Origin of the sequence: Natronomonas gomsonensis (assembly GCF_024300825.1) — an archaeon.
Taxonomy (GTDB): Archaea; Halobacteriota; Halobacteria; order Halobacteriales; family Haloarculaceae; genus Natronomonas; species Natronomonas gomsonensis.
Genome location: NZ_CP101323.1, coordinates 26,053 through 40,914, shown reverse-complemented (window position 1 = coordinate 40,914; position 14,862 = coordinate 26,053). Strand labels below are relative to the sequence as shown.

Here is a 14,862-nt window from a genome sequence, read left to right as displayed (position 1 = left end):
AGGGTATCTATGGACGCCCGCGAGGTGCGTGAGTTACTGGACGACCGGCCGGACCTCGAACCTGCCCTCGAGGACGTTCGGGCGGTTGACCGCGACACCGAAACATGGGCGTTCGACGACGTGCCCGTCGACTCCGGTGTCTTCGGCGAGTTGGTCGGTGCTGGCGTGGTCGAATCGGCCGGCGACGAGTACCGACTCGCCGACCCTAGGGCTGTCGAGGCGGCGATATTCGGGGAAGTCGAGGAAAGCGAGACGACCGACATCGAGTTCTCGCTGCCCGACATCGACCGGACGGCCGTGGCGAGTCTACTCGGATTGCTCGGTCTCACCGTCGCTTTCCGCATGACTACGTACGGATCGGTGTTCCGCGACCGCGTGGTCTACCCGGCCAACGACCCCTACTACTACGTCTATCACGTCGAACAAGGACTGCAAAATGGCTGGGGACCCTCGAACCTTCCCGGGGGGTTGGAGACACAGGAGCCACTGACCGTACTAATCATGCTCAGTAGTGCCGACCTCGCCGGTGGGCTCGGACACCACAGCACAGTTCTCGCTGTCCTGCCGGTGATTGCGGCCGTCATGACGGGCCTGCTGTTGTACCTGTTTGCGTGTGAGGTGACCGGCGACCGCCGCATCGCGCTTGCGAGCGTCCTCGTCCTCGCCGTGTTGCCGTTACATGTTGCCCGTTCAAGTGCGGGGTTCGTCGACCACCACGCCTTCGACGCCCCGTGGCTCGTCATGGCGGCGTGGGGACTGACCGTGACGCTCGGCATCGACACGCTGGAGGTGGAGTGGCCGACCATCCGAGCAATCTCGCTGTTAGGTCTCGGCGTCGCCGGAAGCGTGCTCGCCTGGTGGGCCGCAGCGTTGTTGTTGCTCCCGGTTGCCCTCTCCGTCGTGGTCGGCGGGACCCTTGCAGTTCGAGATGACGAGCCGCTTTTCGCTCCGGGCGTGGCGACGACGCTCGGGGTTGGTTTGGGAGCGACGCTCGTCGGCCTTACACATCTCGTGTGGGGCTGGCACGACACTGTCGTCGTTGCGGTACCGGTTCTCTTGGCCGTTGGCGTTGCCGGCGTCGTCAGCGCGGTGGCCGCGTGGCGTCACCTCGAACTCCCACCGTGGACGTTCCCAGTGACCGGCGTCGGTGGTGCCGCCGCCGTCACTGCCGCTGTTGCACTGCTCGCTCCGACAACGTGGGGACGCATCACCGGACAGCTATCACGGCTGTTCGAAGGGCAAAACATCGCCGAAGTCAACTCGCTGTTCAGCGGGTCGACGATGGGGTGGCTGGTCCTCTTCGGGTTACTGTTGGTCGTCTCGATACCGGCGATGGGCTGGGGCGTCTACCGCGTCTACGACGGCGAGCGCCACTGGCTCGCACCGACCAGCTACGGTGTCGTGTTGCTCGGTCTCGGCGCCGTCCAGTTGCGATACGGTGGGGAACTCGCCCCGTTCGTCGCGCTGTTCGCCGGTGTCGTCATCGTCGCGCTCGCCCGATGGGTTGACGCCGCCCGCTCGCCAGTTCCATTTGAAAACGAGAGCCTGGAGCTGTCGATTCCCGACCGGGACGTGGCGGTCCGCATCGGTTTCGTCGTCGTCTTGGTGTGCGGGCTTTCGGCGATTCAGGCCCCCATCGTCACGAGCGACCTCGCCATCCCACAAGAGCAATACGAAACGGCGTCGTTCATCGATGGCCACGCCAAAGAAAACGGCTACGATTACCCCCAGTCGTACGTCTTCAGCCCGTGGTCGTGGAACCGAATGTACAACTACTACGTCAATGGTGAAGCCCAAAGCTACGGCTACGCACAGAGCAACTATCGCCCGTTCACGTTTTCCGAGACCCCCGACGAATCCTACCAGCAGTACGTCAGAAGCGACAGCTACCTCGTGACCGAACCGGTTCCAGGGTCGCCGAACATCACCGACGCGATGATGCAATCGCGGCTGCACGACCACTACGGGAGTCGCAGCGAGGGCGTCGCCGGGCTCGCCCACTACCGGGCGCTGTACGCCAGTCCGATCGGCGATTACAAGGCGTTCCGCATCGTCCCCGGCGCGACAATCGAAGGGGCCGCCGAACCGGACGCAACCGTGACGCTAACGACCGAGGTCGACATTGAAGGTGACGAATTCACCTACGAGCGTCAAACGACAGCGAACGCGAACGGGACCTACAGTGTGACGGTTCCCTATCCCGGCGAGTACGACCTTGAGGGTGCGGCGACAGAGCCAGTGTCCGTCAGCGAAGCAGCGGTGAACAGCGGTGAGACGGTACGGGCGTGATTACCACGTCAGTCCTTCATAGGTAAGTCCGTCCCGACGACTGATGATACGGCGGCCATCAATGACGACGGGGTTGGCCATCGCATCGAACTCCTTGTTGAGGTCGGTGAATTCGGGCCAGTCAGTAACGACAGCGACGCCGTGGGCGCCGTCGAGCGCCTCGGCCGCGGAGTCGACGTATTCGATATCGGGGTACTGTTCGGCCATCGCCTCCTTGGCGAGAGGGTCGTAGGCGACGATATCGGCACCTCGGTCCTGCAGCCCTTCGATGACCGGCTTGGCACGGGAGCCACGGATGTCGTCGGTACCGGCCTTGAATGCGAGGCCGAGGACGGCGATGCGTTTGTCCACCACGTCAACGTGGGAATCAAGCAGTTCAAGCAGGCGCTCGGGTTGACCGTCGTTGACCTCGATTGCAGCCTCTATCATCGCCGGTGTGTAATCGTTGTCCCGAGCGGCAGCGGCGAGTCCAGCGGTGTCCTTCGGGAAGCAGTTGTGAACGACGAGCGCGTCAGTCGTCACGAAGGTGTGCGTATCCGCAACCTCGAGAGAGTACACCTCAACCTCATTTTCGGTCACGCTGATATCCTTGACAGCAACGGTGGTATGGGCCCCACCATCGGTGTGCCCGGTTGGTCTGATATCAGCGACATCGTTAAGCCGCCGCTCGATTCGTTCCTGCTCTGAAGGGAGGAACATTTCTTTGAGGGCCCCAATCTGGTCTTTCGCACTCACGCGGAGGAAGTGGGCAGGCCGAGTTGATTTAGCGGACTGAGACGTCTTGTAACTTGGGACGATACCGAGACTATGAAGCAGGAACTGCATTCCTCGAATCAGCTCTTCGCTCACTGACCCATAATCGTAGACGACAGCGTTCGAATGGCTCGTGTATTCGATGTATCCGTCACCACGGAAGAGTCCTGACAAGAGCGCCTTCCGGTTTCGTTCTGTCTCTTGGAAGGCTGTATCCGGGATTGCCGCTGTATATGAACCAGTGCCACAGCCAAGCCATTCGAGGAAGTGGGAAAGTACCCGGCTCGATGTCTCTATTTGCGTGGCCGTTTCCTGAGTACTTGTCCGGTAGTGGATTCCGTGTCGCTCGAGATACGATTCGACCTCGGCGACGTATGCCTGCTCGTCGGTGGGATGGAAACTCAGCATGACGCGCTTCCGAGTCGTTGTGCCGTGTCCGGAGTCGTCTTCATTGATGTGGCCCTCACTGAGGTAGTAGCCGATGAATCGCCAAAATTCCTCATCCGCTGGAATGATTGCCGGTACGTACGTTTGCCCCCCACCGACAGTCGTATAGAGGCTCAAGTCGTCGCGGCCAATCGACAACTGGTCTTCGAACTCAAGGAAGGCATCAAGGATAAGATAATCTCGACGGATGAACTCATGGACTTTGTCGTAACTAAACTGTTTGTTGTACTCCCGAAGGACGTCACGGAGTTCGTCTTTGACCTCGTCCATATCGAAAGATGGCTTCAGATAGACGGCCTCGTTGTCGAAGGCCGGCGAATCGGCCACCAATTCGATGATGTCGAACTTACCGATCGGATCAGCAGGGAGGCTGGTCTGAACGGGGAGTTCGTCTCCGTCTTCGAGATGCTGGGCTTCTCGAACCGTCGGCTCACCACCCTCCACGACGAGCATCGGGTGGTCGTGGGTGACCGTGACTTCCTTGTTCATTCGAGTCCGAATCGTGAAGAGATCCCCATCGTAGGTACGTTTGCTCGCAGCCTGAACCGGCTTGAACGTAGCTTCCCCTTCATCGTAACTGAGGACCGACATGTCCTCAACGGTCTCATCAGCCACGTACTGCTCGAAGAACTCGGCCATGGTGAGTAGCCGCGTTCCCTGTTTGTTTTTAATCAGGATGAGCTCGTCACCGAGAAGACAGGAGCCTCCCCAACCCACCCCCGAGTTGAGGAACCGCTCGCCGATGCGGTCATCCATCCCCATCGCGTCGGCGACTGCGTAGGTGTCGACGCCGAACTCCTTGCAGATGTTGCCGAGATCGTTGATGAGGCTGACTTTTGCCGCGAGGAAGGCGTTGCTGGCGTACTTTATCATCGCCGCCTCCCGGCGACCCGTCTCGACGGTGGGCACGTCCCAGTCGGTGATGAGCGGTTCGTACAACTCAGCGAGTAAATCGAGGGCGCGGCCGTCGCCGTCGGTGCCGACGACGATTCTATCGGGGTCCATGAAGTCGTCGACGGCACTACCCTCACGCAGGAACTCGGGGTTGACCGCGACGCCGAACGCCTCGCCGTCGGTCTTTCCCGACGCGCGTTCGATTGCCGGGACGAGTTCCGTCTCGATGACGTCGGGGAGGACCGTCGACTTCACGACGACGAGGTGATAGCCCGCTTTGTCGGCGATGGCGTCGCCGACATCCTCGGCGGCGGCCAAAAGCGCCGAGGGATCGATGGAACCGTCCTCGCGGGCGGGCGTCCCGACGACCAGAAAGGTGATGTCGGTGTCGGCGGCCGCGGCGTGGTCCGTCGTCGCGTTCAGTCGGTCGCCGGCATAGGCGGAGACCAACGGGTCGAGACCGGGTTCGTGAATGGTTGTTTCGCCAGCGTTGAGTCGCTCGACCGTCTCCTCGTCGACGTCGATGGCGGTCACGTCGTGACCGAGGTCGGCGAGACACGCCGAAAGCGTGGTGCCGACGTAGCCGCTCCCGACGACGCTTACGTTCATGACTCCGGGTAGCAGGCGGGAGGGTTTGAGGCTTCGGCTTACCGCCGACAGTCCGGCGACCCTCACACTTACTCTGCTGGCCGTGGTCAACAGACTATGTCGACCTCCGAGTCCTCCGAAAACGTACTCGCCGAGTACACGCTGTCGCGGTCGTTGGCACTACAGTGGACGGCTGTCTCGACGATGGGATTCGTCTCTGGACTGTTCGGTTTCGTCGGCGTGTACTACCTCGCGACGGGCGACAGCGCCGCCTTGGCGTTCGGCATCGGAAGCGACACCGGCTGGTGAAGTACGGGGCTATCGGTGCTCGCGTTCCTCGCGTTAGTGTTCGGCATCATTATCCCGCACGAACTGGTTCACGGGCTGGCGGTGCGACTGTACGGCTGACGGCCGCGATACGGCGTCGGCCTCGCGTACTTCGTGTTTCCGTACGCCTACGCGACAGTCGAAGACCACTTCACCCGAAACCAGTTTCTCGCCATCACGCTTGTCCCGCTGATGGTGTTGACGTTGCTCGGCACGCCGCTGATGGTCGCGTTGGAACTGCCGTGTCTGGCCGTTGCGCTGGCGGAGAACGCCGGTGGCGCGGTCGGCAACGTGTGGATGGCACTGACGATGCTCGGCTATCCCTCGACGGTGACGGTTCTCGACACCCGGACGGGGCTGTCGGTGTACGGCCGGCCCGAAGAGGCGCCATCGATAGATAATCCATCGCCAGTTCGAGTCATCTGGGACGTATCCTTGGGCACCGGGGCGGCCACACTTGCCCTATTGATTCTCTTCGCCGTCGTGCCGTTGGTGATGGGAGTGACCGGGGTCGCGTCGATACGTGTCGGCGTTCCGAACTCGCCGCTGTTCCTCTTTGCCTACGAGACGGGCGCCGACGGCTTCGCATACAGCGTCGGGCCGTTGGGCCTCGTCGTTGCGCCCATCGTTGGCGTCTCCTATGCATTCGTTCAAGTACGATGGTGATCGCCCACCTGATTAGCTAACTAGCTCAGCTTTGCACGTTAAGGTAGGAACGTGATGTAGACGGTAACAAAGGCGGATGATGCCGATTACAGACTTCTTATCATGTACGCGCGTGTTATACGGGCTTGACCCGCTGTCACTAGCACAACGCCGTCACGCAAAAACCTATGCAACCGGTATTTTTGCGGCCAGCAACAAGATCGTGGCGGGTATCGCGCGTGAAGTCCCTCCTGCCAACGGAAACCGCACTCTCGACAAATTTCTCACCGAGTACGACCGGGGAACAACAGTTCAACCACGAACGCTTCGGAGAGCGGTTCGGGGCAACGATGGTCGCGGCGTCGGTGACCTCATAGAAGAGATCAGGCACCTCTTCATTCACTCAACAGCCGACGCTAACGTGCAAAGCTGAATCACTAACTAACTGCTCAGTAAGATCGGCGGCGGCCGATTGAACATGTTGGTAGCGACTCACAAGAGTAAACTAAGAAGACGGACACCGTGCGGTGGTTTTGGCAGTCCCGATCTCATGGCTGGTAGAGCTTAGGATAATTTCTGTGGATTCCTCATCGACCGTTGAATCATAGCGTTTTGTGGCGAATTTAGCTATAGCCCCACGGAACACGGTTTCCGTCAGTCACCACAAGAACAATAGCTGTGGGAACACCGCGATGCTCGGATCATGAGGGAGACCACGCCCGATTGCAGGCAACTTCATTCATGACGGGGACGAGCTTGTGTGTCCGAAATTTGAGACAGATATTCACGCTGACTCTAACTCCTCAAAAACATTGGATTACAGTATCTCAATCGCGATCACATGGTGACAACGGGGCGCACCTGTGGTCGTACGCTTGATGAATGGGACGCTAAAGGTGAACGGAGGCTCTTCTCTAGTCTCCACTGAGGCCAGAACGGGAGTCCACCGACAATCTTCGAGCGTGGCCCGAGGCTGTGGACACTGAGGATTGTGTCTAATAGAGTGCGGAATATCATTCTCTCAGTGTCGTCAACCCGGTGTAATGTTTCAGCTGATGGCTGATGTCGTACGACGAGCGACAACTAAGAGATGTCACCGGCAGCCGCTATGCGTTCGAGCGCATCCGAAAAATGAAAAGTCACAAACCGGTATGAAACCGGGGATTCAGCCGTTAGTCGCGACGGCGAGCTGCCAGAAGCGCGGCACCGAGCAGCGCAACGAGAGCAATCAGGGCCGTGAAGCCAGGCTGGTCTTCGCTAGGCGTATCGGTTCCGGGCGCTTCGGTTTCCGCGGGCGCTTCGGTTTCCGTGGGCGCTTCGGTTTCCGTGGGCGCTTCGGTTTCCGTGGGCGCTTCGGTTTCCATGGGTGTTTCAGTCACTTCCGTCAGGTCTTCCTCGGTGACCTGGAAGGTAGCGATGTCAGTACTGTCACCGTCATCAGATTCGACGGTGTAGTTGCCGGGCTCGAGGTCGTCAGCGTTGAGCGTGACGTTCCACTGCCCGTCAGTACCCCATTCGTCAGTCGACTCGATGCCCATACTAGCTGCGGCAGGGCCGTCGACTCCCTCAACCGTAATATCGGTATCGTCAGGCTGGCGGTTGGTGACACCTTCAATGGTCACGCCGTCAGGTGAGACATCGACATTGTCGATCGAGGTCTGAGCATCCGTGTAGCGGAACTGGTAGGTAACGGCGATGTCGTCGCTACCAGTATCTTCCGTCGTCTCGGAAGCAACGCGGTCGAGGACCTGCTGCTGCGTCAGCGAGTCTTCATTGATTTGCTCAATGAAGTCCTGTTGTGCCTCCTCAGTAGCAGTTTCTCCATTAATTTGACCGTTACCGACCACGCCGTCACGACCTTGCGAGTAGACGGACATCACGACCTCACCCTGCGAGATGTCGTAGTTCCCGCCGATGGCAATACTGTCGTCCTCGAACTCACTGTTCGAGTCGACCGAGACGGAGTGCACGTCGTAGCCACCACGCGGGCCGTAGAAGCTGACCGAGACGTCACTCTGACCCGGTGCAACACCGCGAACTTCCAGGTTGTCAACGTCAGCGACCTGACCGTTAATGATACTCACGTAATCAACGGACAGGTTCGTGTCTACCACTCGCAGGCTGTACTGGGTATTAACTGCGGAGCTGATGTCAGAGGTGCCTGCTGTCTCCAACAGGTTACCATCATCGTCAGTGATTTCGGGATCGTCAGCATCGACAATAGCGATACGGTAAGTCCCCGGCAGACTCAACGTGTCGTCTTCGATGAGGTCCTCGGTATCGTCCGAAATGACGATATCCTCTTCCTCGAAGGATTCGTCATCAACATTAATCGTCTTAGTGAGCTGCTTGTAGTCACCTTCGTCACGGACGTAGAGTGCAACGTCCTCGACACCCTCCGTCGCGGTGCCGTTGATGTCCGTTTCCGTACCGATCACGTACGAGCCACTCGGACTGGTCAACTCAACTGCACCTTCGGTGACCTCAAGCGTTTGTTCGTCTGCTTCATCCTCACTATCGAGGTATTCCGCACCGGCAGTTTCGGGGTCGGCGTCACCGATGTCACTGTACAGCGTGACATCGATGCTCGACTCATCGAGGACACCAGTTTCGATCTGGCCCACACCGGCACCACCGTCAATTTCAACGAATGCTACAGCGTCATCATCGACATTCCGAACGGTGACAGTGTCACCAACGTTTCGGAATGCAGTTTCGACGTCGTCTGCAGTGATATCAGAGTTCTCGATGACGACAGGGTGGATGTCACCCTCGTCGGCACCCGTAATCTCGTAGCCGACATCTTCGCCACGCGTGGCCTCATCTTGATCGAGGGTCAGCGTCGCGGTATCGTCCGACGAGACGTTGAGCGTCGCGCTGCGAGTGGCTTCGCCGAAGTCGAGATCGTCGTTGCCCTCAACTATTACAGTGTATTCTTCGCCACTGTCGAGTGCATCAACGTCGAGAACGAATTCGGTGTTGGTGTCACTTGCAGCGGTGTCATCGCCATCAACGACTGCGTTGGTCACGTCGAGACCGCTTTCGTCCTCTACAGTGATGCTAAGCGATTCCGCGTTCTCGAAGTTCCAGTCAACGTTGACATCTGCCTCTTCGTTGTTGGTCGAAATCGTTCCATCAGCAACGTCTGCACCTCCTTGGTTCAGAATCTCGAGGTCAGTTATTCGGGGAGTCTGAACAGTAGTGGTGAAGTAATCCGCATCCTCAGTACCCAGCCCGTTGTCGTAGGAACCAGTCGGCTGGTTCGTCGGGATTGGGTCTTCGAGCGGAAGGCCTTCGTCGCTACCAGCAGTCCGTTCAAGCTCTTCAGGCTGAACACCGTCGTAGACGAGGTCAGATTCACCCTGGAAGATACTGTCACCGGACTGGATGAGTCGCTTACCGTCAACGACCGTGATGTCGAAGGTGGCTGAAGCAGAGGCACCATCAACGGTTGCGGTGTAAGAGGCGTCAGTAACCTCACCTGCGCCCGTCGTGTCGTGAGTTAGCGTGACTTCGACAGTATAGTCATGGTTGCTCCCATCGGCGTTGGAGTCATCAACGGTAATGTCGATGTTGTCACCGTTGTCAGTGACATCGTCGACACTGAGATCACCGCCCTGGTTACTATCAGTAATCTCGACATCACTGTCAGTTACTGCTTCAGACTTCAATGACGAAGCCGCAGACACGTCAAGGTTGATGATATTAGATGCGTCCGAGTCATCACCATCCGCATCATTTACGTCGATCGTTACTGTTTGCGTAGCGCTACTCTGTCCGGTTTGAACGTCCTCAGCCGAGAGGCCGAGATCGCTGACGTTCGCCGCAGCCGTCCCCGTAATCGCGACGGTCCCAGCGAAGATGCCGAAGACCATCAGCGCAGCCAGGAACAGACTGCGGACCTTATAGTTTGATTCTGTCATGGTTGTATCGTATTTCGTATCGGACGGCGACAGTGACTTTCCGCGATGATAGCCGCGAACGGCTATCGCCATACTCGTCCCATCACCAGTTGGCAGGGGTACACCCAAGACAAAAATCGGGGCTGGTAAATACTTTGTGTGTAAGTATGGTATAGCGTAACTAGCCAGATACGGCGTCGAATCGCGGTTAGAGCCAGACTCTCGATTCTCGATAAAAAATGTATTTGTTATTTCACGCACGCGACAGTTCCAGAGCGGTATCTTCATCCGACCCGAGCAAGTATCTGTTACGAAACGCATGAAGCGTCGAACTCTCGGTACGATCGCGGTCTGTCTCCTCTTACTGACAGCCGGATGCAGCAGCTTCGTGGGCCAGCCGACGGCAGACCAGAACGACACCCAGCTCGGCGACGGCCAGTATCCACGGGGAGCGTCGGCGGATGGGTTCACGAATGCAACGACCGTGCTGGAAACCCACCAAACGGCGGTTGCCGAGGATAGCTATCGGCTCAGCTATAACTTCACGATGGTGCAAGGGACCACGATAACGAACACGTCGACGGTCGTCACGAGCAACGCGAGCCAGCAACGACAACGGAGTCGGAGTGACCTCCCCCGGCGAACGATCGACGAGTACTATACCGCGGACGGCTACCACATCCAGCAGAACATAAGCGGCACGACGGTTTCAAACACGAGCACCGTCCAGCAGTCCTTTGGAGAGACCCACACGACGGGCGCCCGCCCGGGCCCCCTCCTCAGTACAATCGTCCGTGCGGGCAACTATACCGCCACGGGAACTGAACAGCACAACGGCCGGACCGTCCTGGTGTACAATACAACGAACATCACCGCTGATCCGGAAAACCAGCTCCCGGAGACGATCGAATCGGCAAGCGGACAGGTAAAAATCGACCGATCGGGACGTATCTGGACTGCGAGGCTAACCGTCGGCGGGAGGTCGGGCGGCACCCGGCAGATCGTCCACCACGAATTCAGCCTCGCAGGAACCCAAAACGTCTCCGTTCGGGAACCGGCGTGGCTCGAAGCCCGATAAGGGTAGAGACAAAACGCTTGTTCATTGGCAACACAAAAACAACAGAAGGTAAACACGGCAGCCGGATTGGCACTGTCTGAGGGTGTCATAGAAGTCTTGTCACACCGTGATGATCGGGCTTCCCGGATTGTCTCCGCGTTCGTAGTTGGTGATTGCGACGACGAGACGAAGGCACAGAGCGAGGAACACCTGCGCTCGTGCGTGGACGCGGCCTCGGGCGTGCGTTCGCCCGAGGCCGCAGTCTTTCACTGATTCGTTGGTTCGTTCGACTCCAGTACGGCGGTTGTACGTCTCATCCAACGTGGACTGCTTTAGCTGAACATCCTCGCTGTGTTGTTCGATGCGGTCTTCGACCCTGTACTCGATGTCTTTCGGGTCGTCAGTGTTTCGCGCGTTGTAGGGAGCGACTGGCACGACCACCTGCTGGCCGCAGGGGTCGTGCCAGTCGAGCGTGTCGTAGGCGCTGTCACCGACCATCCAGATCGGCTTGGCGACGGCGAGCGCGTCACACGTGACGCGCATCGCCGTCTCCTCTGGCGCTTGCTTACTCTCGGTGAACTCGGCTGCAATCGCGATCTTTTGCCCGGTCGAGACGACCGTGCAACCGTAGCCGTAGTAGTACTCGTCGTCGGTTGGATCGTAGCACTTCGACGCGTCTTAATCGGCGGGCATCGCCCTCACGTCGGTTGAATCGATGCAGTAGGTCAAGTCGAGCAGGCCGCGGCGGGCGGCCTGCTCGACGAGTCGGTCGAAGACTTCGTCAACGACGTGTTCGAGGTCGGTAAAAAAGCGATCGACCGCGTGTCTCTCGACGGCGGTCGATCGAAGCCACAGCTCAGCCAAACAACCGTGTTCCGAAGCTCTCGCTCAACGGGACGAATGCCGTAGATGTCGTGGTAGTAGCAGTGGAAGAAGCCACGCATCAGCTCTGGTGGTTCGTGCTCTCGTGTTCGCCCCGTCTGTGCCGGGGCGAACACGTCGAACTCTTCGAGAAACTCGAAGGAGAGATGCTCAAACAACGCTAGCGTCTCGGTCTCCGCGACATTGAACAACGACTCTACCGAAGGGTCATCTTGCAGGGTCGCTGAGGCCATACCATCTCAGCGTTCACCCTGCTCTTTGGTGTGCTACTCGTTCTATGACACCCTCAGCCGCAATCTAGACACTCGAAGTCTTCGCCGTGTCGGTTGTCGTCGTGGGTAAACCCACACGTCGAACACCGCTTCGAGGTGTTCCGTGGGTCCACTTGGACGGCTTTGACACCCTGCTCTCTGGCTTTGTAAGCGACGTACTCGTAGAGGCGACGGAATGCCCACAGATAGTGCCACGACGCCGCTGGCACGTTCTCACGAATGTCGGTTAGGTCCTCGAACACGATGTGCGAACAGCCGTGGTCGACGGCTTCGGCTATGATTTCGTTGGCGACACGATGCAGGAAGATCTCGAAGCGACCGTCTTCTTTGCGCTCGACACCAACTATCGCGTCATGGGCGGCCCGAGTCCCGCACTCTTGGAGGTCGCCATGCCGTTTTTAGTACTCTCGTTTCCAGTGGTCGAACTCGTCTGCCGACCAGAACCGTCCGGTCGAAGCGACCGCGAGTTGATTCACACCGAGGACTGTTCTGTGCCCGGTGGTGGTGTCGGTGTCGTCGTCCTCTTCTTTGAGCATCGACGCATGGAGATACCAGTCACCGTCACGTCGATGCAGAGTAGCCCGCCGAAACTCGTACTTCTCGTTGGAACGTACTTTGTCGGCGGTGTGTCGGCGTCGTCGGGAAGAATGTACCTGCACTCGATACGTCCGTCGACTGTTGACAATGAGACGTGGTCACAGTGGAAAGTGGCGCTTCGCTTGTCGTAGACAGCGGTATCCGCCGTGAACGTCGGGCGGGACATATCTTGGTCGTTCTTGAGTCGTTCGACGCCGCTTTTGACGGCTTCGACGGCTTGACGAATCCCTTTCTGGACGAGGTTCGCGGTCAACTCCGTATCTTCGCGTAGCTGGTCGTATAGACCGCGTTCAGCCTTCGCTTTCGATGTGACGTGGTAGCCGTCGTCGCCGTGCCAGCACCACTCGCTCGCGGTGTTGGCACAGTATCTGAATTGCTCAACAGTCTCCCGCAGGTGTGCATCCGCGCCTTCGGGGTGTCGAGCTTGATAACAGCTGTACGACGGTACTCCACTGTATTTTCACATATATAGTTAGGGTTACGTAATATCTGGGAGTTAGTAGGCAACTGTCTGGCAGCAGGTCACTGCTGGGTCGGCTTCCTCCCCACCCTACTCGCTTGTGCTTCTGCCAGAACCGGAAGCCCCGCGCTCCTTGAGGGTGGGCCCTTCGCCTCGAATTGGGTGAGTCGGCCCGCTCCGAAGCGATCGAAAGGTTCGGGACAACGATAATCGCGACGTCGATCTGAGTCACTAGTTCTTTGACGAGCCATTCCGCAAAGTCGTCGACCAATCACCGCATATATCCGAGGGCTTCTAACCGGTCTTCGACCTCATCAGCAGTTTCCTTCGTTCCCATATGAACGTCCGCATCGTGGAATGAGTTGAAAGCGGATGTTACCTCATCCGGATATTCACGAGACGTGACACACCGTTCCTGTGCGGAACGAATGGTGATAGTTGCGCCGTCGCTACCGTGTGTCGCCCGCTTAATCACACCGGAAGAGTCGTTCTCGTAAACCGCTCGCCACGGTCCGACATAATGCTCCGGGTCAACCACCTCTGGAAGCATATCCCCAGGCGCTGGGACTCGATACGTCGAGGCGATTACTGACCCGGATTCAGGGACAAACGAACCTTGTCCATCACCAATCGCCTCGCGAACAACATCAGGAAATGCCGAAAGGGTAGCAACCTGGCTAATCTGTTCGGATTCTACTTGATTCGGATGTTTCACCACGAGTGGGACATGGGTTTGCACCTCGTGAATCCCCCAACTATGGTCACAGAGCCGAATTGACGGTGAAACTTGACTATACTCCCCAAAGGCTTCGCCATGGTCACTCGTTACGATGATTAGTGTATCATCGTACTGACCACGGTCGTGAAGGCCGTCTAAAAGCTGTTGTACGCCATGATCTGCCTGTCGGATGCACTCATCGTATAAGTCTTCGAGCGCAGTAAGCGCCCACCAACTCCCATCTGAGAGGACCTGCTGTGAAACAGCGCCTTCGAAGAAATCCGCCAATGCCCGGAGTTGATCGTCATCATGCAGTCGGAATTCCGGTTGGGCGACATACGGATAGTGAGCATCCATTAGATTGAGACATGCTGCCCATGGCTTGGAATCTTGGTCCACCCAATCGAAAAATTCCGAAACATAGATAGCTGCTCGTTCTGTCTCAGGGTCGTTATCCGCGTTTTCGCGGAGTTGACAGCCGACCCCATTAATAAGAGAGTGGAGCGGTCTGTCGTGTCGGAGGGCTTCTCGCAGGAATCTAGTTATCGGGACTTCGCCTTCGAGGTCAGCAGGGTCCAAACCGGTTTCCAGAGGTGTCCATCGTCGCGGACCCTCAGTATGTTGGAAATGCTCTGCAAGGTTCGATGCTTGCGCTACGACGGCGTTCGATGTAAAGAGCCCCGTCCGGTACCCCGACTCGGCCAACTCTGGCCAGATACTTGCCGCCGGGTCAAGTTTTGTCTCGTGTTCGAATATCTGATGTTCTTCAACTTCATACCCGCAAAAGATGCTCGCATGGCTCGCGATACTGTGAATACCCGGCGACCGAGCCTGTTCGTAGTGAGTCGCTTCGTTTGCAAGCGAATCCAGAGTGGGTGTCGTCTCAATAGGATAGTCGTGTAAGCTCGTATTCTGTGCCCTCACACTGTCTAAGATGACAAGTAGAACATTCGGGCAACTCATGCTCTTGGAGTAACTGATCCAGACATAGATATGAAGCTATTGATGTGGAATGTTGCCCGGGGGACATG

General features: G+C 58.0%; 6 protein-coding genes and 5 pseudogenes. 5 read left to right on the top strand and 6 right to left on the bottom strand.

Going from position 1 to position 14,862, the window contains the following annotated elements; all coding sequences use genetic code 11:
* Positions 1–9 precede the first annotated feature (9 nt).
* A complete protein-coding gene (locus NMP98_RS00155) occupies positions 10–2,289 on the top strand; it encodes an STT3 domain-containing protein (protein WP_254859407.1) in 2,280 nt (759 codons plus the stop codon).
* On the opposite strand, the gene NMP98_RS19595 is transcribed toward NMP98_RS00155, so the two are convergent.
* A complete protein-coding gene (locus tag NMP98_RS19595) occupies positions 2,290–4,128 on the bottom strand; it encodes a UDP binding domain-containing protein (RefSeq protein ID WP_411911629.1) in 1,839 nt (612 codons plus the stop codon).
* A 72-nt stretch (positions 4,129–4,200) separates the two neighbouring features.
* Positions 4,201–4,992 (bottom strand): annotated as a pseudogene (locus tag NMP98_RS19590) (nucleotide sugar dehydrogenase); the annotation flags it as partial.
* Between the two features lie 96 nt (positions 4,993–5,088).
* Here NMP98_RS19590 and NMP98_RS00140 point away from each other — a divergent pair.
* From NMP98_RS00140 to NMP98_RS00130, 3 genes and pseudogenes are all read left to right on the top strand, one after another.
* Positions 5,089–5,280: a hypothetical protein gene (locus tag NMP98_RS00140; protein ID WP_254859406.1), complete on the top strand. Its 192-nt coding sequence runs from the start codon at positions 5,089–5,091 to the stop codon at positions 5,278–5,280.
* 114 nt (positions 5,281–5,394) lie between these two features.
* Positions 5,395–5,964: pseudogene (locus NMP98_RS00135) on the top strand (DUF3267 domain-containing protein); the annotation flags it as partial.
* 76 nt (positions 5,965–6,040) lie between these two features.
* Positions 6,041–6,278: pseudogene (locus NMP98_RS00130) on the top strand (IS701 family transposase); the annotation flags it as partial.
* An 837-nt stretch (positions 6,279–7,115) separates the two neighbouring features.
* Here NMP98_RS00130 and csg read toward each other — a convergent pair.
* Positions 7,116–9,938, bottom strand: coding sequence for an HVO_2072 family ArtA-dependent S-layer glycoprotein (csg, locus tag NMP98_RS00125; RefSeq protein WP_254859404.1), 2,823 nt, complete (start codon positions 9,936–9,938; stop codon positions 7,116–7,118).
* A 226-nt stretch (positions 9,939–10,164) separates the two neighbouring features.
* Between csg and NMP98_RS00120 the strand changes: the two genes are divergently transcribed.
* Positions 10,165–10,923: a DUF7537 family lipoprotein gene (locus NMP98_RS00120; RefSeq protein WP_254859403.1), complete on the top strand. Its 759-nt coding sequence runs from the start codon at positions 10,165–10,167 to the stop codon at positions 10,921–10,923.
* A 99-nt stretch (positions 10,924–11,022) separates the two neighbouring features.
* Here NMP98_RS00120 and NMP98_RS00115 read toward each other — a convergent pair.
* The 3 genes and pseudogenes from NMP98_RS00115 to NMP98_RS00105 form a co-directional block, all read right to left on the bottom strand.
* Positions 11,023–12,017 (bottom strand): annotated as a pseudogene (locus NMP98_RS00115) (transposase).
* Between the two features lie 56 nt (positions 12,018–12,073).
* Positions 12,074–13,106 (bottom strand): annotated as a pseudogene (locus NMP98_RS00110) (RNA-guided endonuclease InsQ/TnpB family protein); the annotation flags it as partial.
* Between the two features lie 278 nt (positions 13,107–13,384).
* Positions 13,385–14,794 carry a sulfatase-like hydrolase/transferase gene (locus NMP98_RS00105; protein WP_254859402.1) on the bottom strand — a complete coding sequence of 470 codons (1,410 nt, stop codon included), beginning with the start codon at positions 14,792–14,794 and terminating at the stop codon, positions 13,385–13,387.
* Positions 14,795–14,862 lie beyond the last annotated feature (68 nt).

Coding starts and splice junctions, on each gene's coding strand:
- NMP98_RS00120 (WP_254859403.1), top strand. CDS start 10,165: ATGAAGCGTCGAACTCTCGGTACGATCGCGGTCTGTCTCCTCTTACTG.
- NMP98_RS00155 (WP_254859407.1), top strand. CDS start 10: ATGGACGCCCGCGAGGTGCGTGAGTTACTGGACGACCGGCCGGACCTC.
- NMP98_RS19595 (WP_411911629.1), bottom strand. CDS start 4,128: ATGGCCGAGTTCTTCGAGCAGTACGTGGCTGATGAGACCGTTGAGGAC.
- csg (WP_254859404.1), bottom strand. CDS start 9,938: ATGGCGATAGCCGTTCGCGGCTATCATCGCGGAAAGTCACTGTCGCCG.
- NMP98_RS00105 (WP_254859402.1), bottom strand. CDS start 14,794: ATGAGTTGCCCGAATGTTCTACTTGTCATCTTAGACAGTGTGAGGGCA.
- NMP98_RS00140 (WP_254859406.1), top strand. CDS start 5,089: ATGTCGACCTCCGAGTCCTCCGAAAACGTACTCGCCGAGTACACGCTG.